At 72.8% G+C, this 25,037-nt stretch carries 21 protein-coding genes; 14 read left to right on the top strand and 7 right to left on the bottom strand.

Translation table 11 applies throughout. From position 1 onward, the window contains the following. Nucleotides 1-2: 2 nt before the first annotated feature. Nucleotides 3-890 carry a LysR family transcriptional regulator gene (locus ACLJQE_RS27795; RefSeq protein WP_410642335.1) on the bottom strand — a complete coding sequence of 296 codons (888 nt, stop codon included), beginning with the start codon at nucleotides 888-890 and terminating at the stop codon, nucleotides 3-5. Between the two features lie 87 nt (nucleotides 891-977). Between ACLJQE_RS27795 and ACLJQE_RS27800 the strand changes: the two genes are divergently transcribed. Together ACLJQE_RS27800 and ACLJQE_RS27805 are read left to right on the top strand one after the other, a co-directional pair. Then, entirely contained in the window at nucleotides 978-1,742 is a 765-nt protein-coding gene (locus ACLJQE_RS27800) for an alpha/beta fold hydrolase (RefSeq protein ID WP_410642336.1), read from the top strand. 11 nt (nucleotides 1,743-1,753) lie between these two features. Next, the gene (locus ACLJQE_RS27805; RefSeq protein ID WP_410642337.1) at nucleotides 1,754-2,536 is read left to right on the top strand and encodes an alpha/beta fold hydrolase; all 783 of its coding nucleotides are present in this window, start codon (nucleotides 1,754-1,756) and stop codon (nucleotides 2,534-2,536) included. Here the strand turns inward: ACLJQE_RS27805 and ACLJQE_RS27810 are convergent. Then, nucleotides 2,520-3,401 (bottom strand): SGNH/GDSL hydrolase family protein, encoded by an 882-nt coding sequence (locus tag ACLJQE_RS27810; protein ID WP_410642338.1) that lies wholly within the window; start codon nucleotides 3,399-3,401, stop codon nucleotides 2,520-2,522. The genes ACLJQE_RS27805 and ACLJQE_RS27810 overlap by 17 nt on opposite strands. A 70-nt stretch (nucleotides 3,402-3,471) precedes the next feature. Further along, a complete protein-coding gene (locus tag ACLJQE_RS27815) occupies nucleotides 3,472-4,107 on the bottom strand; it encodes a class I SAM-dependent methyltransferase (RefSeq protein WP_410642339.1) in 636 nt (211 codons plus the stop codon). Nucleotides 4,108-4,181: 74 nt separating this feature from the next. On the opposite strand from ACLJQE_RS27815, the gene folC reads away from it, so the two are divergent. Next, nucleotides 4,182-5,837 (top strand): bifunctional tetrahydrofolate synthase/dihydrofolate synthase, encoded by a 1,656-nt coding sequence (folC, locus tag ACLJQE_RS27820; protein WP_410642340.1) that lies wholly within the window; start codon nucleotides 4,182-4,184, stop codon nucleotides 5,835-5,837. Between the two features lie 32 nt (nucleotides 5,838-5,869). Then, on the top strand, nucleotides 5,870-6,226 hold the full coding sequence (locus tag ACLJQE_RS27825; RefSeq protein WP_410642483.1) for a DUF4233 domain-containing protein: 357 nt from the start codon (nucleotides 5,870-5,872) through the stop codon (nucleotides 6,224-6,226). 4 nt (nucleotides 6,227-6,230) lie between these two features. Here the strand turns inward: ACLJQE_RS27825 and ACLJQE_RS27830 are convergent, their stop codons facing one another. Both ACLJQE_RS27830 and ACLJQE_RS27835 read right to left on the bottom strand, forming a co-directional pair. After that, nucleotides 6,231-6,542, bottom strand: coding sequence for an ArsR/SmtB family transcription factor (locus tag ACLJQE_RS27830; protein WP_410642341.1), 312 nt, complete (start codon nucleotides 6,540-6,542; stop codon nucleotides 6,231-6,233). After that, entirely contained in the window at nucleotides 6,539-7,414 is an 876-nt protein-coding gene (locus ACLJQE_RS27835; protein WP_410642342.1) for a hypothetical protein, read from the bottom strand. The genes ACLJQE_RS27830 and ACLJQE_RS27835 overlap by 4 nt, the downstream gene beginning before the upstream one ends. A gap of 55 nt (nucleotides 7,415-7,469) precedes the next feature. Here ACLJQE_RS27835 and ACLJQE_RS27840 point away from each other — a divergent pair, with 55 nt between their 5' ends. Beyond that, on the top strand, nucleotides 7,470-7,703 hold the full coding sequence (locus ACLJQE_RS27840; protein ID WP_410642343.1) for a hypothetical protein: 234 nt from the start codon (nucleotides 7,470-7,472) through the stop codon (nucleotides 7,701-7,703). Between the two features lie 22 nt (nucleotides 7,704-7,725). On the opposite strand, the gene ACLJQE_RS27845 is transcribed toward ACLJQE_RS27840, so the two are convergent. Next, nucleotides 7,726-10,098, bottom strand: a complete 2,373-nt coding sequence (locus ACLJQE_RS27845; RefSeq protein ID WP_410642344.1) for a penicillin acylase family protein — start codon at nucleotides 10,096-10,098, stop codon at nucleotides 7,726-7,728. Between the two features lie 124 nt (nucleotides 10,099-10,222). On the opposite strand from ACLJQE_RS27845, the gene ACLJQE_RS27850 reads away from it, so the two are divergent. The 7 genes from ACLJQE_RS27850 (at nucleotide 10,223) to ACLJQE_RS27880 (ending at nucleotide 19,143) form a co-directional block, all read left to right on the top strand. Then, a complete protein-coding gene (locus ACLJQE_RS27850) occupies nucleotides 10,223-11,779 on the top strand; it encodes an alkaline phosphatase D family protein (RefSeq protein WP_410642345.1) in 1,557 nt (518 codons plus the stop codon). Between the two features lie 102 nt (nucleotides 11,780-11,881). Then, the gene (gene ndk, locus ACLJQE_RS27855; protein ID WP_410642346.1) at nucleotides 11,882-12,292 is read left to right on the top strand and encodes a nucleoside-diphosphate kinase; all 411 of its coding nucleotides are present in this window, start codon (nucleotides 11,882-11,884) and stop codon (nucleotides 12,290-12,292) included. Between the two features lie 55 nt (nucleotides 12,293-12,347). Next, complete coding sequence (locus ACLJQE_RS27860) at nucleotides 12,348-13,061, top strand: maleylpyruvate isomerase family mycothiol-dependent enzyme (protein WP_410642347.1); 714 nt, start codon at nucleotides 12,348-12,350, stop codon at nucleotides 13,059-13,061. 187 nt (nucleotides 13,062-13,248) lie between these two features. After that, nucleotides 13,249-16,530, top strand: a complete 3,282-nt coding sequence (locus ACLJQE_RS27865) for a phosphodiester glycosidase family protein (protein ID WP_410642349.1) — start codon at nucleotides 13,249-13,251, stop codon at nucleotides 16,528-16,530. A 30-nt stretch (nucleotides 16,531-16,560) separates the two neighbouring features. Then, nucleotides 16,561-17,517: an ABC transporter ATP-binding protein gene (locus ACLJQE_RS27870; protein WP_410642350.1), complete on the top strand. Its 957-nt coding sequence runs from the start codon at nucleotides 16,561-16,563 to the stop codon at nucleotides 17,515-17,517. After that, on the top strand, nucleotides 17,517-18,320 hold the full coding sequence (locus ACLJQE_RS27875) for an ABC transporter permease (protein ID WP_410642351.1): 804 nt from the start codon (nucleotides 17,517-17,519) through the stop codon (nucleotides 18,318-18,320). The genes ACLJQE_RS27870 and ACLJQE_RS27875 overlap by 1 nt, the downstream gene beginning before the upstream one ends. 1 nt (nucleotide 18,321) lies before the next feature. Continuing rightward, nucleotides 18,322-19,143, top strand: coding sequence for an ABC transporter permease (locus ACLJQE_RS27880; RefSeq protein WP_410642353.1), 822 nt, complete (start codon nucleotides 18,322-18,324; stop codon nucleotides 19,141-19,143). Nucleotides 19,144-19,580: 437 nt separating this feature from the next. Here the strand turns inward: ACLJQE_RS27880 and ACLJQE_RS27885 are convergent, their stop codons facing one another. Then, nucleotides 19,581-20,999, bottom strand: coding sequence for a S8 family peptidase (locus tag ACLJQE_RS27885; RefSeq protein WP_410642355.1), 1,419 nt, complete (start codon nucleotides 20,997-20,999; stop codon nucleotides 19,581-19,583). Nucleotides 21,000-21,549: 550 nt separating this feature from the next. Between ACLJQE_RS27885 and ACLJQE_RS27890 the strand changes: the two genes are divergently transcribed. Together ACLJQE_RS27890 and rplU are read left to right on the top strand one after the other, a co-directional pair. Continuing rightward, on the top strand, nucleotides 21,550-24,537 hold the full coding sequence (locus ACLJQE_RS27890) for a translation initiation factor IF-2 N-terminal domain-containing protein (protein WP_410642356.1): 2,988 nt from the start codon (nucleotides 21,550-21,552) through the stop codon (nucleotides 24,535-24,537). 165 nt (nucleotides 24,538-24,702) lie between these two features. Continuing rightward, the gene (rplU, locus tag ACLJQE_RS27895; RefSeq protein WP_410642484.1) at nucleotides 24,703-25,017 is read left to right on the top strand and encodes a 50S ribosomal protein L21; all 315 of its coding nucleotides are present in this window, start codon (nucleotides 24,703-24,705) and stop codon (nucleotides 25,015-25,017) included. Nucleotides 25,018-25,037: the final 20 nt, after the last annotated feature.

Here is a 25,037-nt window from a genome sequence, read left to right on the forward strand (position 1 = left end):
GCTCAGTCGGCCGCCGATTCGCGCGCGGCTTCGATCAACGCCACCAGTTCCGGCGTCAGCCGCCGGTCGGAAGGCGTCGCCAGGTACGTCTGCATCCGGGGTGAAGGATCCCGCAACGGCCGGAAAACCACGCCCGGCACCGGCAGCAGGTTCGCGTGTGCCCGGTAGAACACCGTCCAGTGTGGACGTCCGAAGCCCAGTGTCCCCAGCGTGTCCTGTGCCGTCGTGAACTCCTTGCCCAGCACCGGCTCGAAGCCCGCCTCCCGGCACGAAGACATCACCAAGTCGTACAGCGGATGATTGCGCGAAGGCGGGCTCAGTCGCGCCGGAAGTGACGCCAGCGAAGCGAACGGAACCGCCGGCGACGAAGCCAGCGGGTGAGACGCCGGAAGTGCCACCAGGACCTCGTCCATCCACAAAGGAGTGAAGTCAAGCCCCGATGAGGGCCAGGAACCCCGCACGATGGTCGCGTCCAGCGACCCGTCCCGGACCCGCTGCAGCCGCTGCAGAGTCGGCGCGTGAAGCAACTCCAGGGAAGCCGAAGGAGCCAGCCGTGCGAAAGCGCGAAGGAACGCGTCCAGCCGGTCGCCCAGCCCCTCGCTCGTCCCCAGCCGGACCGCAGCTCCGGCCGGGCGAAACGACGACACCGAATCCGCCGCCCGGTCGGCCGCCGACAGCACCGCCCGCGCGTGCGGCAGGAACCGCTGCCCCGCCTCCGTCAGCGAAACGCTTCGCGTCGTCCGGTCGAACAACGGCACGCCCAGCGAACGCTCCAGCCGCCGGACCTGCTGGCTCACGGCCGGCTGGACGATGTGCAGCCGCTCCGCCGCGCGGCCGAAGTGCAGCTCCTCCGCGACCGTCACGAAGTACCTCAGCTGCCGCAGCTCCACCCGCCGACCCCATTCATCAGGCTTCGTGATCAGTGTAGGAGCGGACTGCCCATCGAAAAGCGTGAACCCGAGCACGAAGCTCGAGGCATGCCCACCTTGGACGTCAACGGAACCCGCCTCCACTACGAAGACGCCGGCGCCGGCCCGGCCCTGCTGCTCCTGCACGGCTGGGGGACCAGCGGCCGCGTCTGGTACCCGTGCCTGCCCGATCTCGTGCGCGACCACCGCGTCGTCACGCTCGACTGGCGCGGCTGCGGCCGCTCGGACCACCCCGCCGAAGGCAACACCATCGCCCGGATCACCGCCGACCTCGTGCAGGCGATCGAGACGCTGGAGATCAAGCCCACCGTCGTCGGGTCGAGCATCGGCGGGGTCTTCGCCACGGAGCTGGCTCTTGCCCGGCCCGAGCTCGTCGAGCGCGTCGTCGTGGTCGACGGCCCCGGGTACTGGCCGCGCACCGGCATGCTCGACCGCCTCCACGACCTGCGAAAACAGCTCGTCGACGACCGGGCGGGCACGCTGGCGGGCTGGGTGCCGGGCTGGTTCGCCCCCGGCGCCGCCCGCGAGCTCGTCGACTGGACGCTGCGCCAGCTGCTCGACTCCGGCCCCTACATCGACGAGCTGTTCACCGAGTGCGCCGGCTACGACCCGCGGCCCCGGCTCAAGGACCTCGCCGTCCCGATCGGCTACCTGCACGGTGAGCTGGACGCCCAGATCCCGCTCGAAGTGCCGCGCAACTGCGCCGCGGAAACCCCCGGCGCCCGCGTGCACGTGCTCGCCGGCTGTGGGCACGTTCCGCACCAGGAAAACCCGCGCGCGTTCACCGCCGCGCTCCGGACCATCGCCGCCTGAAGGGGACGACCATGCCCGAAGTGACGCTCGGTGACACCGTCGTCCACTACGACCGGACCGGCGACGGCCCGGCGCTGCTCCTGCTGCACGGCACCGCCGCGTCCCGCGAGCAGTGGGGGCCGCTGACCGCGCAGGCGAACGGCTTCACCGTGCTGGCTCCCGATTTCCCCGGCTCCGGCCTGACCACCGACGACGGCGGCCCGATCACCGTCGAGGCCCTCGCCGCCCAGGCCGAAGCCGTGCTGGACCACGCGGGAGCAGCCGAAGCCCACGTCGTCGGGCACTCGCTCGGCGGGGTCGTGGCGGCCCACCTGGCCGGCACCCGCCCGGACCGCGTCCGGACAGCGGTGCTGCACGCCGCCTGGCCGGTGACGGACACCAGGCAGGACGCCGAGTTCCGCTACTGGCTGGACCTGCTCGAAACCGGAACCGGGACGTTCGCCCGCATGCTCCCGCTGATGGCCTTCGGCCCGCGCTACTGGGAGCAGGCCACCGCGGAAAGCAACGAACAGCTCGTCAAGACCCTGGAAACGGTGATCCAGCCCGGCGCGGACCGGCAGATCGAGGCCGACCGCGGCGTCGACCTGCGGCCGGTGCTCGGGCGGATCACCGCGCCCGTGCTGGTGCTCGGCAGCACGCACGACCGGATCGTCACGGCGGACCAGCAGCGTGAGCTGGTCGCCGCGATCCCGGGCGCGCGCGCCGCCGAGATCGACGCGGGACACGGTGCCCCGGCCGAGCTGCCGGACGAGTTCGCCCGGCTCGTGCTGGACTTCGTCAGCTCAGCGCCTTGAGCACCACCGCCGCCACGCCGGCCATCCCGGTCTTCACCGGGTGGTAGGCGGCCGCGGCGAAGACGTTCTGGTCCTTGCCGTTGATCCACGCCGCGCCACCGCGCGCGCAGGCGTCGTGGCCGCGTGACGGGCCGTAGGTGTCGACGTACTCCGCGTCCCCGTCCGCGGCCGCGTCCTCGAGGGCCTGGTTCAGGTCGGTCTCGACGCGGTTGAGCCAGGCGTAGTCGCCGTCGGCGAACGGGAGGACGTCCGGGCAGTAGCCGTGCTCCGGCGCGATCCGCGGGTAGCCCACGACGAGCACCCGCGCTCCGGGCGAGCGCTGGTGGACGGTGGCCAGCACGGCTTCGATCCGGGGCTGGATGGACGTGATGGCCGCCCCCACCGTGTCGACGCCGTTGGTCGTGAAGTGCTTCTCGCACGGGTTGCCCGTCGGGTCGCTCGCCCGCAGCCCCGGGCACGTTCCGGTCAAGCTGCCGAACACGCCGTGGTCGTTGCCGCCGATGCCGAGGGTGACCAGGTCGGTGTCGATCCGCAGGGCAGCCAGCTGCGGGGCGTTGGTGCCGTTGAACGGCACCTTCTGCGGCCGGGTCATCGCGCCGGTGTCGGCGCCGGCGCAGCTGACGTCGGTGAACTCGCCGGGCTTGAGCGACGCCGCCACGACCGACGGGTAGTTCGCCGTCGACCGCCCGCAGCCGAGCGGGTCGAGCCGCTGCGCCGGGACGAACGGCCCCGAGGTGTAGGAATCGCCGAGAGCGACGTAGTGGTGGATCTTCGCGGTCGCCGAGGCGGCGGCTGTGGTGTTGGCGGTGGTGGTGAGCAGGATGGCTGCCGAGAAGACGGCGACGAGCAGCCGGGTGGTGCGCATGAAGACCCCGTTCTGTTCCGTGAACGCTGCTCCCACATGTAGCGAGCGCCGGACGGCCCGGGGCCGGACTTCACCCGCCAGTCGGGTCACCGTCGCCCTGTTCACGGTAAGTGATCAAGGTGCGCCAGAACAGCAACGGCCGGACCGTGCTCCCGGGCAGCAGCCGGGCCGACTCGCGGCGCAGCTCGGCGATCGTCGGGAACCGGAACAGCGTGGGCGCGGGCGGGCCGCCGTCGTCCCCGCCGTTGAGCCGTTCGCCGGCGTACACGACGAGCCGCGCCAGCGCGTTCAGCGGCACGGCGGCCACCTCGCGCGCCCAGTCCGCCGGGCTGCTCGGCCGGGCCGGGGTCAGCACCACGAGCACGCCGCCCGGCACCAGCGCGCGGCGCAGCTTGGCGACCGTCCCGAACGGCATGTGGTGCAGCGACGCCAGGCACGAGATGTAGTCGTAGTGCGCCTCGGGCAGCGCGTCGGTGGTGATGTCGGCCTGCCGGTAGTGGATCTCGCCCGGCCCCGGCGAGCCCAGCCCGGCCGCCGCCGCGACCATCGCCGCCGAGACGTCGACCGCCTCCACCGCCATGCCCGTCGCGGCGAGGCGCCGGGCGAACCGGCCGGTGCCGCACCCGACGTCCAGCGCGATCCCCGGTCCGGGCGGCAGCAGGTCCAGCAGCAGCGGGTGGTAGTGGTCGTTGTGGTTGAACGGCATGCGTCGAGAGTGCCACCTCACCACGCACGTAGACTCGGAACGCAAGTGCGAAACCCCAGGCCGGAGGAGATTCAGTGCCGCAGGATGAGACAGGTCGCAGGCCGGACCTGTCGGATCTGGACAGTTTCGCGGGCGTCGACGAGCTGGAGACGTCGGGGTACGAGGAGTCCGACGACCACGGCCCGCAACTGGACGTCCGCGACACCGCGTTCGACGCCGGCGGTGGCTCGCGCGGCGGGATCGGCGGTGTCGGCCAGCTCGGCGACAACCTCGCCACCGGCCCGGTGCCCGACCTCACCGTGCCCGAGGACACCGAGCTGCACGAGCTCGACGACCAGGGCGAGCAGGTCGCGTACGGCGATCCGGACGGCCCCGAGGCGCGGCGTGAGCTGATGGCCGTCGAGGCCGAGCTGAACCAGCGCTGGCCGGAGACGAAGATCGAGCCGTCGCTGACCCGCATTTCGGCGCTGACGCAGCTGCTGGGCGAGCCCAACCGCGGCTACCCGGTGCTGCACGTCGCCGGCACGAACGGCAAGGGCTCCACGGCCAGGATGATCGACGCGCTGCTGACCCGGATGGGCCTGCGCGTCGGCCGCTACACGAGCCCGCACCTGCAGCTGGTCACCGAGCGGATCGCGCTCGACGGCCGTCCGATCTCCGCCGCGCGCTACGCCGAGCTGTGGAACGACATCGCGCCGTACGTGTCCATGGTGGACGGTGCGGCCGCGGACGGCGTCGCGATGAGCAAGTTCGAGATCCTCACCGGGATGGCGTTCGCCGCGTTCGCCGACGCGCCGGTGGAGGCCGCGGTCCTCGAAGCGGGCCTCGGCGGCGCCTGGGACGCCACGAACGTCGCGGACGCCGAGGTCGCCGTCATCACCCCGATCGGCCTCGACCACGTCGAGTACCTCGGTCCGGACGTCCTCGGCGCGGCGCGCGAGAAGGCGGGCATCATCAAGCCCGGCTCGGTCGCGGTCATCGGCGAGCAGGACCCCGAGGTGCTGAAGGTGCTGCTGGAGCGCGCAGTCGAGGTCGACGCCGCGGTCGCCCGTGCGGGCAGCGAGTTCGGCGTGCTCGAGAAGGAGATCGCCGTCGGCGGGCAGCTGCTGAAGCTGCAGGGCCTCGGGGGGGTGTACGACGAGATCTTCCTCCCGCTGCACGGCGCCCACCAGGCCGCGAACGCCGCGCTGGCGCTCGCCTCGGTCGAGGCGTTCTTCGGCGCGGGCAAGGACCGGCAGCTGGTCGTCGAGGCGGTGCGTGAGGCGTTCGCCGAGGTGGAGACGCCGGGACGGCTCGAGCGCGTCCGAGCGGCGCCGACGGTCCTGCTCGACGCGGCCCACAACCCGCACGGCGCCCGCGCGCTCGCGACGACCGTGTCCGAGGAGTTCGCCTTCCGCCGCCTGGTCGCGGTGGTCGGCGTGATGGCCGAAAAGGACGCCCACGGCATCCTCGACGCCCTGGAGCCGGTGGTGTCGGACATCGTCGTGACCCGCAACTCCTCGCCCCGGTCGATGCCGCTGGAAGAGCTGAACGAGCTGGCGATCTCCGTGTTCGGCGAAGACCGCGTCGTCGCCGAAACGGACCTGGAGACGGCGATCGAGACGGCGATCGCGCTGGTGGAGACGAACGACGACCCCGAAGAACCCCTGGCGGGCGGCGGTGTGCTGGTCACGGGCTCGGTGGTCACGGCGGGCGAGGCACGCACGCTGTTCGGGAAGGAGCCGGCGTGACGTCGCAGGAGGCGCCCAAGCCGAAGGACCCGATGAAGGGCTTCCGCGGCGTGATGTCCGGGACGCTGATCATGGAGGCGATCACGGTCGCCCTCGCCCTCCCGGTGGTGAACAAGCTCGGCGGCGGGCTTTCCACCGGCACTGGCTGGACGGTCATCGCGGTGGCGGTCCTGCTGATCGTGACGTGCGGGTTCGTCAAGCGTGCGTGGGCGGTGCCGCTGATCCTGGCGTTGCAGGTGGTGCTCATCGCGCTGGTGTTCTGGCTGCCGTCGATCGCGGTGCTGGGCCTGATCTTCCTGGCGGTGTGGCTGTGGCTGCTGTGGCTGCGCCGGGACGTCGCCCGCCGCATGGCGGCCGGGACGTTGGCGAGCCAGCAGCCCCAGCCGTGACTCCTCACGGGTGCGGTGCCGCCTGGCAGGCCCGCACCTCGGTGGTGAGGGCGTCGAGCGCGTCGAGGGCGTCGGCCGGCACGTCGAGGCGGTAGATCCGGTGCGGGCCCGACCGGGCGACCGCCAGCAGACGGGCGTCGAGCAGCACCCGCAGGTGACGCGACACCGTGGACTGCGGCAATCCCAGCGCCGACTGCACTTCGCCGACCGTGGCGGACCCGCCGCGGTCGAGGAACACGCCGATGATCTGCACCCGGGTCGCTTCGCCGAGCGCCCGCAGCACGGGCAGCGCGGTGGTGAGTGCGTCCTGGATCACCCGGTCACCGCCGCGGCCCGGCTCAGCAGCTCGTCCAGCTCGCCGGTCGGCAGGCCGTGGCGCCGGCCCAGCTCCACCCAGTCCCGCAGCATCCGGACCGTCTGCGTGCCGTGCCCGCCGAAGTGGCTGCGGAGGTAGGACGGCACGTCGAACGGCGCGAGCCGGGGGAGCAGCGTCAACGCCGCGCGCACGGCTTGCGGGCGGACCGGCCGCGGGCTCGGGCCGCCGAACCCGGCCGCAACCGCGTTGCGGGCCTGCGTCGCGGCGGCGGCGAGCCGCGGCGAGGACCGGCGAGCGGCCCCGAGGTCGAAGCCCGCGGCGTGCAGCCCGGCCACGACCGGCATCGTCGTCGCCGCGGACACCAGGGGAGCCGAGAGCGGCGCGGTTCGCGACCACTGCGGCCGGTCGAACAAGGACCGCAGCGACGACGACGCGGGACCGGCGACGGTGAACCGCGCCCGCGACGGCGGCCACCACCACGTCGGGTCGGCACCGCCGGCGAAGAACTCGGGAACCACCAGGCCCCACGGCCGGTCACCGGCCAGTTCGCGAAGCAGTTCCACCTCCGAGGGCACCTGCGTGACCGCGGCGACGATCGCCGGCGGCCCGAGGAGCTCGGCAACGCCCGGCGAAGAGGGCGAGGCCGTGCTGATCACCACGTCCCAGCCGGACGCTCCCTCGCCGGCCGTCGTCAGGTCGACGCTCCGCTGTTCGACCCGCCGGGCAGGTCCCGCCGTGCGAAGCCGCCGGGTCTCGACGAGCAAGGACTCCGCCGTCCGCTCGCGTACCGCGAACCCGGCCCGGTGACTCCCGGCCAACGACGTCGCCAGCACCCGGGCCACCGGGCCCTGTCCCACCACGAGAACACGCATGCCAGCACTATATCCGGATATCCGGATTTGTGGCTTGGCGTCGGAGGTGGTCGCCGTGCTCGATGTCGTCGAGCAGGGTCGGCTGCCCGGCGGCCTCGTCCGGAGTGGGGGAAACCGCGGGCAGGTCCAGGCCGCGCCCGATCGTCTCGGCGATGCCGCCCACGTCGGCTGGGCCACCCTCCACCACGCGGCCGGAGCCTGGATCCGCGAATCCGCGCGCAGCCTGGACGAGCACCTCGACGAGGCCTTCGCCGATCTGCGTGCGCTGTCGGCGGAGGCGAGCGGCTGAGCGCCCGCCTCCGCCGAAGACGTCACCGCAGCACGACGACCCGCAGCGCGGGCGAGCGCAGGATGTCGGCCTCGCAGAACCGGCCCTTCACCCACTCACCGCGGCTGTAGAGCTTCGTCTGGTCACTGAAGTACGGCGACTGCGGGTTGGCCGACTGCGAATACGTCAGCAACGTCGAGGTGTCCGGACAGCCCTTCCCGCTGAACCCCACCACCTGGATGTAACTGGACCCGTGCGCGACCTCGGCGTTCCCGCGCGCCGGGTCCCACTGGGGCGTCATCACGTTGAGCACGCCGAGGAAGCCCTGCGCGCCGTGGATGGGAATGCGCTCGCCGTTGCGCGTGACGGCCTGGCCGTCACGCAGCCGTGCGTCCGGGGCCAGGCCGGCCGCGCGCAGCTCGGCGAGGGCGTCCCCGAACGCCTTCCGCACGCCCGCGTCACCGACGTTGAGCGTGTTCGGCGTGGTCAGCGGTGCCTTCGGGGCGAACGGCACGGCGAACCGGGCCACCCCGCCGAGCCGCGTGCCGAACCGCTGGAACAGCAGCGAACCACGGCTGTCGAGCGTGTACCGGTGGTCCCAGCTCGCCAGCGCGGTGCACGCCGGGCCGACCGGGACCGGCCCGGACGACGACGGTGCCTGCCCGTCCGGGAACGAGGCGCACAGCTTCGCCAGGTCCGCCGCCGCCAGATCGGCGAACAGGCTGTGGTCGGCGAAGAGCACCTTCTTCATCGAGTCCGGGGTGAACTTGTTCGCCTCGGCCGTGAGCAGTGCTTCCCGCGTGCGTGGGGAACGCTCGGTGTCCTGATCGCTGACGATCCGCGGGAACCCGGTGAGCGGAGCCCGGGCGTTCGCGAGCCAGGCGCTGTCGTTGGCGTTCAGTTCGTAGTCTCGGCGCTGCTGCTGCGGGAGCCGTGACGGCGCGAAGATCCCCGGCTCCAGCGCGCCCGGGTCCGAACCCCACCGGCACGACGACCGCGAACCGTCCAAAATGGCCAGTCCGTCGCCGGCGAGGGTCTGCTGCCCGATCGGTGTGCTGCAGGTGCGGGCCAGCTCGTCCGTGACGTGCGGGACGACCTGGATGTCGGCGTAGAGCGCGTTGCCGGCCCGGTCGGTCGCGATCGTGTTCACCCACGGCACGCCCTGCGTGCTGCTGAGCGCGCGGACGACATCGGCGGTGCTGCGGGCCTGGTCGAGTTCGAACCACGTGTTCAGCCCGCGCATGTTGGTCGCGTTGGCGTCCCGCAGCGCGTACGCCGATTTCGCCGTCCACGGCATCGGGATTCCGCCGACGTCGTTCAGCACCGGCCCGTACCGCGTCGACCAGAAGGTCTGGCGGACCGGCTTCAGCGAACCGTCCGCCTGGCGCACCTGGACCGTGACCTCGCGGGAGGTCATCTTCTCGGGCTTGCCGTCGACCACGTACGTCGTCGGGTCACCGGCCGCGAGCGGCACCTCGAACAGGCCGAACGTGACCGGGGTGGACACCGTGTGCGTCCAGGCCGCGTCCGCGGTGTGCCCGATCATGACGAACGGCATGCCGAGCAGGCTCGCCCCGGCCACGTCGACCCGGCCGGGGATGGTCAGCTGGCTCTGCCAGAACCGCCGTCCGTCGTGCCACGGGTAGTGCGGGTTGCCGAGCAGCACACTGCCCTTGCCCGCCGCCGTTCCGTCGGCGCCGACGGCGATGCCGTTGCTGCCGAGCCCGCCCTTGCCGAGCCCGTCCCGCAGGCTCGCCGACAGCTGCGCGGCCGTACCCGGGGCCGGCACCGGCGCACCGGACGGCGGCGCCGCGAACAGCCCTTCGGTGACGAAGCCCAGGCCGCCGGTGACGGCGATGGCGTAGAAGTGCCGGTAGAGGTCCTGCTCGGCGATCGGCCGGACCCAGCCGGCGCCGCGGCAGGCCGGATCGGTGATCCCGGACCGGCCGGTGCGGGCCAGGTAGGCGTTGAACCCCTTGACGTAGCCCGCGACGATCTGCCGGACCTCGGGCCGCGGACCCTGCGGCGCGGGCTGGGCGACCAGCCGGTCGACCACGCCGGAGTCGTTGAGCTGCTGGAAGAACAGGTCGCTGTGCAGGTTGCTCTTCGCCTCGGACAGCGACGGGTAGCCCTCGCCGTCCGGGCCGAAGTACCGCGACCGCTGCGCGCTCACCGTGACGTAGATCTTCGCGAGCTCGCAGACGTTGTCGGTCGCCGCCGCGAAGCCGTACCCGTAGCCGAGTCCCGCGAAGTCCTTGGCGACGATGTGCGGGATGCCGTGTTCGGTGTAGCGCAGGACGGCTTTCGCGCCGTCCTCCCCGGCGTTCGCGACCCCCGCGCCGAGTGTGGTTGCCCCCGATGTCGTCAAACACAGTGCGGCCACGAAAACGGCCAGCGCCTTGCGGATGTGCGTCATTCGTACCCCCTTGTCGTGATGACAACGCTACCGACGGCGATCGACGGTGGGTATGGGGGAAAACCCCAATGTTCGTTCATCCGCGCGCAAGCCGCCGTTGGCCGCGGCGGGATAGAAACCGCGCATGACCGAACCGACCCACCACTCCCGCCGCACCCTGCTCAAGGCCGGGCTGACCGGCGCCTCCGCGGTCGCCGCCGGCCTCGTCGTGCCGTCCACGGCCTTCGCCGCGGTCCCGCTCGTCCGCCGCGACCGGCCGGTGCTCACCCACGGCGTCCAGTCCGGCGACGTCACACCGGGCTCGGCGATCGTCTGGTCGCGCGCGGACCGGCCGTCGCGCCTGGTCGTCGAAATCGCGCGGGACCCGTCGTTCCGGCACGCCCGCCGCGTGTCCGGCCCGCTGGTGGGCCCGGACAGCGGCGGGACCGGCCGCGTGCGCGTCGCGGCCCTGCGGCCCGGCACGGAGTACCACTACCGCGTCACCGCCGAAGCCCTCGACGGGCGCACCACGAGCGAGCCGCTGACCGGCCGGTTCGCCACCGCGCCGGTGGGCCGCCGCGACACGCGGATCGTGTGGTCGGGCGACGTCGTCGGCCAGAACTGGGGCATCAACCCGGACCTGGGCGGGATGACGATCTTCTCCGCGATGGCCGCGCGCTGCCCCGACCTGTTCCTGCACAGCGGCGACACGGTGTACTCCGACGGCCCGCTGACCGAAACCGTCACCCTCCCCGGCGGCCGGACCTGGCGCAACGTCGTCACCCCCGAGAAGTCGAAGGTCGCCGAGACCCTCGACGAGTTCCGCGGCCAGCACGCGTACAACCGCCTCGACGACCACTTCAAGCGCTTCGCCGCGCAGGTGCCCGCCTACGTCCAGTGGGACGACCACGAGGTGGTGAACAACTGGTACCCGGGCAAGATCATCGACAACCCGGCCTACACCGAGAAGCGCGTCGACGTCCTCGCGCCGCGGGCGTACCAGGCGTTCCACGAGTGGCACCCGATCGACTCGCGCCGGGCGGTCGACGGCCGCGTCTACCGCAGCTTCACCTACGGCTCCCGCATCGAGATCTTCGTCCTGGACATGCGGACCTACCGCAACGCCAACACCGCGGACCAGACGAAGCCGGGCTACATCCTCGGCGATGCCCAGGCCCGCTGGCTGGCCGACGCGCTCGGCCGCAGCACGGCGACCTGGAAGATCGTCCAGGCCGACATGCCGCTGGGCCTGGTCGTCCCGGACGGCACCAACATCGAAGCCGTGGCGAACAACCTGCCGGGCGCGCCGGGCGGGCGGGAGACCGAGCTGGCGTGGGTGCTGCGGGAGATCCAGCGCCGCCGCGTCCGCAACGTCGTCTGGCTGACCGCGGACGTCCACTACACGGCCGCGCACCACTATTCGCCCGACCGGGCGGCCTTCCCGGACTTCGACCCGTTCTGGGAGTTCGTGTCCGGCCCGTTGAACGCGGGCGCGTTCGGACCGAACGCACTGGACCCGACGTTCGGCCCGCAGGCGGTGTTCGTGCACGCCCCGCCCTCGGCGAACACGGCCCCGGTCGACGGCTTCCAGCACTTCGGCGAGCTGAACGTCGACGGCGCGAGCGGCGACCTCACGGTGGACCTGCGCGACGCGACCGGGGCGTCGCTGTGGTCGAAGACACTGCACCCGGCGGGGCGCTGAACAGGGTCGGCTAGGCTCGCGCGCACCGAAACCCACCGCACCACGGCATCCGGGGCTTCGCCACCCGGACCCCGAAGAACAGTATGAAGGAGAAACACCGTCGTGACTGAACGCACGCTGGTCCTGGTCAAGCCCGATGGCGTCGCGCGCGGCCTCGTCGGCGAAGTCATCTCGCGGATCGAGCGCAAGGGCCTCAAGCTCGCCGCGCTCGAGCTGCGGACCGTTCCGCAGGCGCTGGCCGAGGAGCACTACGCCGAGCACAAGGAGCGTGCGTTCTTCGGTGACCTGCTGGAGTTCATCACCTCGGGTCCGCTGGTCGCGCTCGCCGTCGAGGGGCCGCGCGCCATCGCCGCGTTCCGCCAGCTGGCCGGCGGCACCGACCCGGTCGAGAAGGCCACCCCGGGCACCATCCGCGGCGACTTCGCGCTGGAAACCCAGTACAACCTGGTCCACGGTTCGGACTCGCCCGAGTCGGCCGAGCGCGAGCTGAAGCTCTGGTTCCCCGACCTGTGATCCCCTGAACCGGGGCCACGTCCGCGTGGCCCCGGTTCCCTTTTCCGGAGTTCCCATGACGACGATGCCGTTCGCGCCCCGCGAATACCTGCCGGTGCTGGCGGAGCTGACCGGCGCGTTCGCCGAGGCGCTGCGCACGGCCGATCCGGCCGCGGCGGTGCCCGACTGCGCCGGCTGGACCGTCACCGACCTCGCGACGCACCTGGGCAACGTGCACCGCTGGGCCGCGACGATCGTCCGCACCGGCGAGGTGCACCCGCAGGATTTCGCCGTCGGCGCCGGCGCCGACCTGGTGTCGTGGTACGCCGAAAGCGCGCGGCTCCTGCTCGCCGAGCTGGAGACCGCCGACCCCGCGGACCCGTGCTGGCACTTCGCCGGGACCGGCAGGACCAAGGCGTTCTGGTTCCGCCGCCAAGTGCACGAGACCGCCATCCACCTCGCCGACCTCGGCAGTCCCCACGTGCCCGCCCCGGCCGTGGCCGCGGACGGCGTCGACGAGGTCTTCAGCGCGATGCTGCCGCGTGTGACGCGGTGGCACGCCGTGCCGCAGCTGCCCGGGCCCGTCACGCTGCGCGCCACCGACACGGGTGACGTCTGGACCGTGCACCCCGGTGAGCCACCCGCGCTGGGTCCGGCCGTTTCCGGCGGCGCGACCGTCGAAGCTCCCGCGCGCGATCTCCTGCTGCGCCTGTGGAAGCGCACCGGACCGGCCCCGCGCGTCACCGGCGAAGCCGCCGAGGCGCTCCTCGCCGCACCGCTGACCCCGTGATGGTGTTCTAGACCATTCAGGCGGCGTTCACCGGGAAGTCTTCCCCCGGCCGTGCTGCTGCGCTGTGCTGGTCCGGCTCGCCTCTCACTCGATACTGGGGTACCTGGTGAAGAAGTCACGCATTCTGTTCGGGGGTCCGGGTGGCGGAGCCCCCGGCTCGAGGCGAAGCCTCGGTTGTCGCAGCACAGTGCTGCCGCTCGTCGCCTTGTTCGCGACGACGTTCGTCGCCCCGGCCCACGCCGACCCGCTGGCCGCGCCGCTCGGCACGCCGCCGGTGGAGGCCGCGCCCGCCGCGTCGTCGGCCCACGAAGGCCCGGCCGCCTTCGCCGCCGCGGACCCCGGCGACGGGCTCGTCACCGGCAGCGCGACCACCGAGGTCGCGCCCGGCTTGAACCTCACCCAGTTCGACCGGTTCGACCCGGCGGGCTGGATCCGCGGCGACACCCTCGCCGTCGACCTCGGCAGCAAGGTGCTCAAGCCGACATATCTCAGCCCCGGCACGGTTTCCGCGCGCACCCCGTTGTCGCAGCAGGTCGCGCGGGCGGGTGCGGTGGCCGGCGTCAACGGCGACTTCTTCGACATCAACGCCACCGGCGCGCCGATCGGCGTCGGCATCGACCGCGGACAGCTGCAGACCGCGCCCGCCGCCGGGCACAACCTCACCGCGTCGATCACCGGCGCGGGCAAGGCCGCCCTGGCCTCGGTCTTCCTCGAAGCCACCGTGACGCTGCCCGGCGGCGCGGTGCAGGCGACCAACTTCAACAGCCCGGTCCTGGGGGTGGACGCGATCGGCGTCTACACGCCGTTGTGGGGCGCTGCCGGGCGCGCGACCTCGGTGGCGGGGGCGTCGCGCGTGCGGGAGGTGGAACTCCGCGACGGTGTGGTCACCGCCGTGCGCGAGCAGCCCGCGGACGGCCCGATCGCGGCGGGGACGACGGTGCTGCTGGCCCGCGAAGCCGGGGCGGACGCGCTCGCCGCGCTGCGGCCGGGTGACGCGGTCGGCGTCACCTACGCGCCGCGCTCGGACGCCGGGAAGATCGCGGTCGCCGTGGGCGGCAACAAGGTCCTGCTCCGCGACGGTGTCGTGCAGCCGGTCGACAACGTCGCCATGCACCCGCGGACCGCTGTCGGCTTCTCCGCCGACGGCCGGAAGCTGTGGCTGGCCACCGTGGACGGACGGCAGGCCGACAGCCGCGGGATGACGGAGCTCGAACTGGCGCGCCACCTGAAGAGCCTCGGCGCGGACGACGCCATCAACCTCGACGGCGGCGGGTCGTCGACGCTCCTGGCGCGCAACGAGGGCGAAGCCGCGCCGAGCGTCCGGAACTCGCCGTCCGACGGCGGCGAACGCCTGGTGCCCAACGGGATCGGCTTCACGACCGTGCCGGGCAGCGGCAAGCTCACCGGGTTCGCGCCGGCACCGGCCGTGCCGTCGGACGGTGCGGACCGCGTGCTGTCCGGCCTGACCCGGCACCTGGTCGCCGACGGTCACGACGAGACCGGCGCCGCGGTGGCCGCCGACCCGCGCTGGAACACGTCGGATCCGCGGCGGGCGACCGTGACGCGCGGAGTCGTCACCGGGCACGCCCCGGGCGCCGTCGACGTCTTCGCGCGCTCGGGACGGGCGTCCGGGAAGACGGCGCTTTCGGTGCTGGGCAAGCCGGTCCGGCTCGGCACCAGCACCGAGCAGGTCGCGCTGTCGGCCGTGGGCGCGCGAAGCACCTTCAAGGTCTACGGCTACGACGCCGACGGCTACGGCACCTGGCTCGAGCCCGACGACGTCAAGCTCGACTACGACCACTCGGTCGTGCGGGTCGAGCCGTCCGGCGACGGCTACGCGGTGACCGCGCTGACGTCCTCCGGTGCTTCGGCGATCACCGCTTCGGCCGCCGGCCTGACCACGCACCTGGCCGCGTCGGTCGGCACGGTGGCGCAGGTCGCGTCCCCGTTGGACGGTCCGGCGGGCTGGACGGCCACGGTGTTCCCGGCGGTCGCCGGGGCGGCGCTTTCCGCGGCACCCGGCCGCGACGGCGGCGCCGGGCTCGCGCTGGACTACCGGCTGACCGGCACCACGGCGACGCGCGCGGCCTACGTCACGCCGTCCGCGCCGCTTCCGGTTCCGCCGGGGACGCAGAAGATCGGCCTGTGGGTCGACGGCGACGGCAAGGGCGCGTGGCTGCGCGCGGAACTGCGTGACGCGGCGAACGTGGCGTCCATTGTGGACTTGTCGCTCAGCGTGGACTGGACGGGCTGGCGGTACGTCACGGCGGCGATCCCGGCCGGGTTGCCCGCGGGACAGCGGCTGACGCGCTTCTACGCCGTCGAGAACGTCCCGGATCAGCAGTACGAGGGCCGGCTGGCGTTCGACGACCTGACCTTCGAGGTGGCGCCGGCCACGGCCGTGCCCGCCGATCCGGCCCCGCACGACCCGGCGCTGGTCACGGACGGCGTCCTGGCCGGCGGCCTGCGCGTCGCCGTGGTCAGCGACGCCCAGTTCACCGCGGACGACCCGGCGGGGCCGCTGGTCGCCCAGGCGCGGCGGGCGCTGCGCGAAGCCGTCGCGGCGAAACCGGACCTGGTGCTGCTCAACGGCGACTTCGTCGACCGCGGCACGGCGCCCGACTTCGCCCTGGCCCGGCAGGTGATCACCGACGAGCTCGACGGCAAGGTGCCCTGGTACTACGTGCCGGGCAACCACGAAGCGGAAGGCGGCAACGGCCTCGCGAACTTCCAGGCCGCCTTCGGGGTCACCCACCGGGTCGCCGACCTCCACGGCATCCGGCTGGTGCTGCTGGACTCCTCCCGCGGCTCGCTGCGGGCCGGCGGGTTCGACCAGGTCCGGATGCTGCGGTCGGCGCTCGACTCCGCGGCGCACGACCGGTCGATCCGCGGGGTCGTCGTCGCCATGCACCACCCCGTGAAGGACCCGAGCCCGACCGGGAACTCCCAGCTCGGCGACCGGAAGGAGGCCGCGCTGCTGACCCAGTGGCTCACCGGGTTCGAGCAGGCTTCCGGCAAACCGGCCGCCGCGGTGGCCTCGCACGCCGGCGTGTTCTCGCTGTCGCGGGTCGACGGGGTCCCGTACCTGGTCAACGGCAACTCGGGCAAGGCACCCGCGGCCGCGCCGGACGACGGCGGGTTCGTCGGCTGGACGCTGCTGCGCGTGGACCCGGCCGACCGCGCGCAGCCGGTGCGGTTCGAGACGCGGCCGAACGTCGACTCGCTTTCGCTCACCGGGCCGTCGTCGATGGCGCCCGGTGCTCGCGCGGAAGTACGTGCTTCGTTGCGGCAGGGCGTTCGCGACGTGCCGGTGTCGTATCCGGTGAGCGCGGATTGGCAGGTCGGCCGGGGTGTCGTGGCGTTCGATGCGTCGACGGGCGTGCTGACGGCGCTGCGGCCGGGTGTCGCGCGGCTGTCGGTCACGGTCAACGGCGTCACGCGGACACTGGTCGTGACGGTCCGCGGCTAATCCGTTCGGTTTTTGTCGGTGGGGGGTCCTATGGTGCGAAGCGTGGACGAATCGGAGGACCGGGAACCGGCACTGGTGCAGGCCAAAGCACTGGTGAAGCGCTTTGGCGAGTTCGAAGCCGTGCGCGGGATCGACGTCGAGGTGCGGCGCGGGGAGGCGTTCGGCTTCCTCGGCCCGAACGGCGCGGGCAAGTCGTCGACCATGCGGATGATCGCGTGCGTGTCGCCCCGCACCGACGGCGACCTCCGCGTGCTGGGGCTGGATCCGGAGGCCGCCGGGCCGCGGATCCGCGCGCGCCTCGGCGTGGTGCCGCAGCAGGACAACCTGGACGTCGAGCTGACGGTCCGGGAGAACCTGCTGATCTACGGCCGCTACTTCGGCCTGTCGCGCGCGGCGGCGCGGCGCAAGGCCGAGGAGCTGCTGGAGTTCGCCCAGCTCGGTGACCGGGCCGAGGACAAGGTCGACCCGCTGTCGGGCGGCATGAAGCGGCGGCTGACGATCGCTCGTTCGCTGGTCAACGACCCGGAGCTGCTGCTGCTCGACGAGCCGACGACGGGCCTCGACCCGCAGGCCCGTCACCTGCTGTGGGATCGGCTGTTCCGGCTCAAGGCCCAGGGCACGACGCTGATCGTCACGACCCACTACATGGACGAAGCCGAGCAGCTGTGCGACAGGCTGGTGGTGATGGACCACGGTCGCATCGCGGCGGAGGGCTCCCCGGCCGAGCTGATCCGGCGGTATTCGACGCGCGAGGTGGTCGAGCTGCGGTTCGCGTCGGGGGAGCAGGTGTCGGCGGCCCAGCAGCTGGAGGGCCTGGCGGAGCGCGTGGAGGTGCTCCCGGACCGGGTCCTGCTGTACAGCGACGACGGTGAGGACACCTTGGAGCACGCCCATTCCCGCGGGGTGCGCCCGTTGTCGAGCCTGGTGCGCCGGAGTTCGCTGGAGGACGTCTTCCTCCGGCTGACCGGCCGGACGCTGGTGGACTGATGGCGACGATCCCGACCGGCCGGGTGGTCGGCAAGTGGCACGGCGCCTGGCTGCGCGTCGAGGGACACTGGACCTGGTACCGCCGCCACTGGCTGTCCACTTTGTACTCCACCGGCCTCCAGCCGGTGCTCTTCCTCGCGGCGATGGGCCTCGGCTTCGGCTCGCAGGTGCAGCCCGGCGCGGTCACCGGCGGGCTCTCGTACCTGCAGTACATCGCCCCCGCGCTGCTGGCCGCCGGGGCCGCGCAGCAGGCCGTCGGCGAGTCGAGCTACCCCGTGCTGTCCGGGTTCAAGTGGCAGAAGGACTACGTCGCCGTCACGGCCACGCCGGTGTCGCCGGGGCAGGTGTTCGGCGGGCACCTCATCTGGTCGGCCCTGCGCCTGACGCTGGCGGGCGCGATCTACGCCTTCGTCGCGCTGTTCTTCGGTGCCTGGACCGGGCCGGGGGTGCTGCTGGTGATCCTGGCCGGCACCGTCACCGGGCTCGCCTGCACCACGCCGATGGCCGCGCTCGCCGCGCGGACCTTCGACGAGGGCCAGCGCTTCGGGCTGATCTTCCGGTTCGTCGTGATGCCGATGACGTTGTTCTCCGGCACGTTCTTCCCGATCTCCCAGCTGCCGGGCGCGATCCGCTGGCTGGCCTGGGTCTCCCCGCTGTGGCACGGCACGGAGCTGGCCCGCGGCGCGAGCATCGGCGGCGTCGGCGGCTGGGCGATGCTCGGCCACTTCGCCGTGCTGGCGGCGTTGTTCGCGGCCGGGTGGGTGCTCGCGCACCGGGCCTTTTACCGAAGGCTGGTGGTCTGAAATGACGGCCGTCGAGGCCCGGGTCGGGCTGCTGCTGCGCATCCTGCCGCCGGGGCTGTACGCGGGCCGTGCCCGCATGCTCGTCGAACGCTCGGCGATGGTCTACCGCGGCAACTTGCTGATCTTCCTGTCCGGCGCGGTCGAGCCATTCCTCTACCTGCTGGCCTTCCAGCTGGGGTTCGGCAAGCTGGTCACCGAGGTGACGGGCCCGGACGGGCACCCGATGAGCTACGTCGCGTTCGTGGCGCCGGCCCTGCTGGCGACGTCGGCGATGAACGGCGCGGTGTTCGAATCGACGTACAACCTGTTCTTCAAGCTGCGCTACGCGAAGCTGTACGACGCGATGCTGGCAACGCCGATCGGCCCGCTGGACGTGGCGCTGGGCGAGATCGGCTGGGCGATCACCCGCGGCGGCGTCTACGCGGTGGCGTTCCTCGCGATCGCGGCGGCGATGGGCCTGCTGGCGTCGTGGTGGGCCCTGCTGATGGTCCCGGCGGCGCTCCTGGTGGGCCTGGCGTTCTCGGCGATCGGCATGGCGCTGGTGACGTTCCTGCGTTCGACGTCCCAGTTCGACTACATCCAGCTGGGCCTGACCCCGATGTTCCTCTTCGCGACGACGTTCTACCCGCTGTCGGTGTACCCGGAGCCCCTGCAGTGGGTGGTCCGCTGCCTCCCGCTCTACCACGCGATCGAGCTGATGCGCGGCCTGGCCACCGGCCTGCTCTCGGGCAGCATGCTGATCAACCTGGCGTACCTGGTGCTGCTGGGCTCGGTGGGCCTGTGGGCATCGACACGCCGGATCGCCAAACTCCTGCTGACCTGACGAGTTCCGCCCCCCGTCACGCGAGACCCGGCCCCAAACACACGAGTTCCGCCCCAGTCACGCGAGTTCCGGCCCCAATCACGTGAATTCCGGCTCCCGTCACGTGAGTTCCGGCTTCGCGCACGGGCGGCCGGGATCGCCGGGCCGGGCCGTCCGGCCGGGGCCGCAGCCGGGTGGCGGGCTGACCACTTCAGGGGGCCAGCTCGCGCCGCCCGGCATCGGAGCGGACGGGCTGGCCGCTTCGGAGGCGGCTTCGCGCGCCTGGCTTCTGGGCGTGCGGGGCTGACCGCTTCAGGAGGCCGGGCCCGCGCCCTCCGGCACCGGCGCGTGCCCGCGGCCGGTAGTAATCTGGCTCCGCGGCGGCCGAGCGGGATGCCGGGCCGGGCCGGAGCGCCGAGCCGAGCCGTGGGCCGACCCAGGGCACGAGCCGAGCCAGGTCAGCGGGCCGGGTCGGGCCGTCCGGCGGGGACCTTCGCCGGCCCCGGTGCGTGCACCATCCCGTGCCCGTAGAACCCGTTGTACCCCTCGTACCCCGCGCAATAAGCGTCCTGCAGGCCGTCCCCGGTCAGGTCGTAGTCGGCCGGGCACGGCATCGGCATCGCCTGGGCCTCCAGTGTCCGCCGCAGCTGCCGGGGCCTTGCGTCCGGTGCCGCGGACGCCAGCAGGGCCAGCACGCCGGTGACGTGCGGCGCCGCCATCGACGTGCCGCACAGCGGCGCGTACCCGCCCGGCACCGTCGACAGCACGCACTCGCCCGTCTCGCCGCCCGGCGCCGTGACGTCGATCACGCCCAGGCCGTACGAGCTGTACCCCGCCTTCACCCCGTCCGCGCCGACGGCCGACACCGCGACGACGTCCCGCAGCCCGGCCGGCAGGGCTTCGCAGCCGCTGCTCGTCGCCCACGCCCCCGAACGCGCCGACGGGGTGAGGTCCACCGCCTCGTTCGTCGCCGCCGCGACGTTCAACGTCCCCGCCGACGTGCTGTACTCGACCGCGCGGGCCAGTGCCTCGTGCACCACGCCGCGGTCGTTGCCGCGGATGCACGAGAGCGTCCACGGGTTGACGAAGAAGCTGCTGTTCGTGACCCGCATGTGCCGTGAGGCAGCCCACATCAGCCCGCACACCGCGGCTTCCGGGTCGGCGTAACCCCGGTCGTCGATCACCTTCACCGAGGCCACTCGTGCCCCGGGTGCCACACCCGTCACCCCGCGGCCGTCGTCGGCCGCCGCGATGATCCCCGCCACGTGCGTGCCGTGGACCGACGTCGTCGGCGCCCACGCCGACGGCGACCGGTCGGGGGCGCCGGTCAGGCAGCCGGCGGAGTCGTCGCGGTCGAGGGCGTCGCCCAGGTCGGGGTGGGCCGGGTCGATCCCGGAGTCGAGCACGCCGACGACGACGTCGTGGCGGACGGCCGGGCCGCCCCCCGCGTCGATCATCCGCATGTCCCACTGCCGCCCGCTCAGGTCCGCGGTGGGCACCTTCGCGGGATCGGTCGCGGGCAGCGTGGCCCGCGCGGGCTGCGGCTTGACGTCGGCGACGCGCTGCGCGGCCAGCCGCTCGGCCTGCGCGCTGAACGCCCGGTCGAGCCCGATCCGGCCGCCGAACCCCGGGTCGCCGGAGGTGGCGACCGCGACGGCGATCTGCGGGTAGTAGACGGTGGTGGCCCCGCAGGCGCCGTCGATCTCCGAGCGGGCCGCGGCCTCGGGGGTGCCGCGGTCGAAGGTGACGACGTGACGCAGGACACGGCCGTGGGCGCAGGCGGACTCGCCTGCCACCGCCGGACCGGCGGTGACGCATCCCGAAAGCACCAGGACGGTGCACACGGCCGCCCGCAGCGGCCGCGCCAGCAGGGACACCGGACCTCCCACCGGATGCAGGAACCGCGGGTGCCGGCGCGCGAGATCCCGGTCACCCCGAGCCGCACCGTAGCCACCCCGTGCCCGGCGGACAAGCGCTGCGGCGAAGTTCCCCCGGCCGTGGGGTGGGCGGGGGCCGGTACGGCGCGCCCGGGTGCCTGCGGGAGGTACCGAGTACACCGGAGTGGTCACCCGGTGTGGGATACTCGGGGTGGCCGCTGGGCCGCGGGGCGCACGTGACAGGTGCTGCCTGCGGCGTTGTGGCCCGGTGATGTGCATGAACAGCGTGACGCGCGTCGCCGCCCGCGAACCGGGCGGCTGGACGACGTGGCAGGCGGCCCGGGGGCCGCGAAAGCCTGGCCAAGCACGCCGCCGAGCAGACCTTTGGCCGGGTTGCGCCCCACCGGAAGCGGTGGTGCGGCGCCCGGTTGTCGGGCAAGGATTCCCGCCGCTGGTGACCACCACGGCGGAACGAACAGAAAGGGGCCCCTGCGCGGCCGCGTCCCTGCCGGTGCGAATCGGCAGACGCGCCCGGGGGCGGAGGAGACACATGTCGAACGCGGAAACACCCGCCGAGCACACCGGCGGGAATCCCGCCACACCCACGGGCGGCCCGCTGGCCGACCTGCCGCCCCGGATCCGGGTGCACGCGCTGGCCAAGCTGCTCGAGTCGCACAGCCGGGACGTCCTCGCGAAGCTGGTCGAGCTGGGCGAAAGCGTGCGCAGCGCCCAGTCGAGCGTGACCAGGGACGTGGCGCTCAAGGTGGCCGAGGCCTTCGCGCCCGGTGAGACCGAGAACACGCCGGACACGCAGGCGGCACCCCAGGAGACCCAGCAGCCCCAGCCGCCCGAGGAGACCCGCCCGCCGGTGCCCGAGGTGCCGGCCGCCGAGGCCGAGAAGCCGCGGCCGCGCCAGAAGACCCGCGCGCACCTGCCGGTGTTCGCCGCGCCGTCGCCGGTCTTCCTGCCGCCGGAGCCTGCCGAGCGCGCGGCCAAGCCGGCCCGGAAGCCCGCCGACCCGTTCGCGGAGCCGCCGTCACGTCCCGAGCCCGAGCCCGAGGTCGCCGAGGACGAGGCCGAGGACGACACCACGCCGGGCATCGACTCCGGTGCCGACGAAGACGGCGAGGACGCCGGCAGCCGCCGTCGCCGCCGCCGTGGTCGTCGCGGCCGTGGCCGTGGCAAGGGTGCCGACGGTGGCGACGAAGCCGCCGAGAACGAGGACGACCAGGCCGAGGAGCAGCCGCGCCGCAGGGGCCGCAACGGCGACGAAAAGCCCGAACCGGACACCGAAGAGGCCGAGGACGCCGCCGAGTCGTCTTCGGAGGCCGAGAGCGACGCCGACGAGGGCGAAGGCGGCACGCGCCGTCGCCGCCGTCGCCGCCGCCGCAAGGGCTCGGACGGCGAAGACGCCGAGACCACCGGCACCGACGACCCGCCGAACACCGTCACGCACGTCCGCCAGGCCAAGGCCGAGCGCGCCGAGCGTGCCGAGCCCGCCGAGCGTCCGGCGCGCGACGAGGTGCGCAGCGTCCGCGGGTCGACCCGGCTGGAAGCCAAGCGCCAGCGCCGCCGTGACGGCCGCGAGGCGGGCCGCCGCCGCGCCCCGATCCTGTCCGAGGCCGAGTTCCTGGCCCGGCGCGAGTCGGTCGAGCGCACGATGGTCGTCGCCGAGCACGGCGACTCCACCCAGATCGCGGTGCTCGAGGACGGCGTCCTCGTCGAGCACTTCGTGACGCAGTCGGGCTCCGGCTCGATCGTCGGCAACGTCTACCTCGGCCGCGTCCAGAACGTGCTGCCGAGCATGGAGGCCGCGTTCATCGACATCGGCCGCGGCCGCAACGCCGTGCTCTACGCCGGTGAGGTCGACTGGGACGCCGCCGGCCTGGAGGGCAAGGCCCGCAAGATCGAGCAGGCGCTCTCGACCGGCGACTCGGTGCTGGTCCAGGTGACCAAGGACCCGGTCGGGCACAAGGGTGCCCGGCTGACCACGCAGATCTCGCTGCCCGGCCGCTTCCTCGTCTACGTGCCCGCGGGCGGCGCCACCGGCATCTCCCGCAAGCTGCCGGAGAACGAGCGCCGCCGGCTCAAGGACATCCTCAAGCGGATCGTCCCGGAGGACGCGGGTGTCATCATCCGCACCGCCTCCGAGGGCATCGGCGAGGAGGAGCTGGGCCGCGACGTCGACCGCCTGAAGGCCCAGTGGGACGTCATCAAGGAGAAGGCCGCCGCCGGTTCCGGCAAGAAGGGCGGCGCGCCGACCATGCTCTACGAAGAGCCCGACCTGCTGGTCAAGGTCGTGCGTGACCTCTTCACCGAGGACTTCGCCAAGCTGGAGATCCAGGGCAACCGCTCCTGGGAGACGATCAACGGCTACGTCAGCCACGTCGCTCCGGAACTGACCGAGCGGGTCAAGCGCTACACCGGCACCGGCGACGTGTTCGCCGACCACCGGATCGACGAGCAGATCACCAAGGCGCTCGACCGCAAGGTCTGGCTGCCTTCCGGCGGTTACCTGGTCATCGACCGCACCGAGGCGATGACGGTGATCGACGTCAACACCGGCAAGTTCACCGGTTCGGGCGGCAACCTCGAGGAGACGGTGACCCGCAACAACCTGGAGTCGGCGGAGGAGATCGTCCGCCAGCTCCGGCTGCGGGACATCGGCGGCATCATCGTGATCGACTTCATCGACATGGTGCTCGAGTCCAACCGCGAGCTGGTGCTGCGCCGCCTCACCGAGTGCCTCGGCCGCGACCGCACGCGCCACCAGGTCGCCGAGGTCACCTCGCTCGGCCTGGTGCAGATGACCCGCAAGAAGATCGGCACGGGCCTGCTGGAGGCGTTCTCCACGCCGTGTGAGCACTGCAAGGGCCGGGGCGTGCTCGTCTCGACCGAGCTGCAGCGCACGGCCGGCAACTCGCCGCAGTCCCAGGGCGGGAGCGGCAACGGCGGTAACAGCGGTGGTAACAGCGGTGGCGGGGAGAAGAGCTCCCGCCGGTCGCGGGGCCGCGGCAAGGGCGAGGAGGCCGCCAAGGAGCAGGCCGAAGCCGCCAAGGCCGAGGTGCACGTCGTCCCGCCGCCGGAGAAGCGCGAGTCGATCGCGTCCGCGGTGGCGGCGATGGCGAACGCCTCGAAGGCCGCCAAGGAGCACGACCACGGCGCGCTGAACGGCAACGGGCCCGCCCCGGAGCCGGCCAGGGAGGTCGCGGGCACCCCGGCGACCACGGAGGCGGACGAGACGCCGGTGGCGGCCGAGCCGCCCGCCGAACCCGCCCAGGAGGTCGCCGGCATTCCGGTGACCACCGAGGCGGACGAGACGCCGGTGCCGCAGGAGGAGGAGCCCGAGATCGAGCGGTCGCCGGCTCCGGAACCGGCGGAGGAGCCGGTCAGCGGTTCCGCGGAGACCGTGGAGCCGGTCGCCGAACCCGAGGTCGGCGTGCTCGAACCGGCCACCCGCTCCACCCGGCGCCGTCCGCGCCGGGCGGCGTCGCGGCCGGCGGGCCCGCCGGTGCACGCCTCCGACCAGAGCAAGTGAACAACTAGGGGGACCCCGGTGGTAACGCACCGGGGCACCCCACGTAACCTGTAGTACGGCCTGCCACCAGAGCAGGTTGTCTGCGCGAGTCCAGGACCGCCGTTCCATCAGGTGGGCCGATCGCGCGGAGCCCCCACCCATTGTCGAGTAATGCAGGAGACTTCCGTGTCGGCGTACGCGATCGTCAAAACCGGCGGCAAGCAGTACAAGGTGGCCGTCGGCGACGTCGTCGAGGTCGAGAAGCTCGAGGGCAAGCCGGGCACCGAGCACATCCTCCCCGCCGTTCTCTACGTCGACGGTGGCGATGTCACCACGGACGCCGACGCGCTGGCGAAGGTCTCGGTCACCGGCAAGGTCGTCGAGCAGACCAAGGGTCCGAAGATCCGGATCCACAAGTTCAAGAACAAGACGGGCTACCACAAGCGTCAGGGTCACCGGCAGAAGCTGACCCGCGTCGAGGTCACCGCCATCTCCCTGTAAGGGCTTCTCCCCGGATCTTC

This window comes from Amycolatopsis sp. lyj-346 (assembly GCF_046548975.1).
In the GTDB taxonomy this organism is placed as follows: Bacteria; Actinomycetota; Actinomycetes; order Mycobacteriales; family Pseudonocardiaceae; genus Amycolatopsis.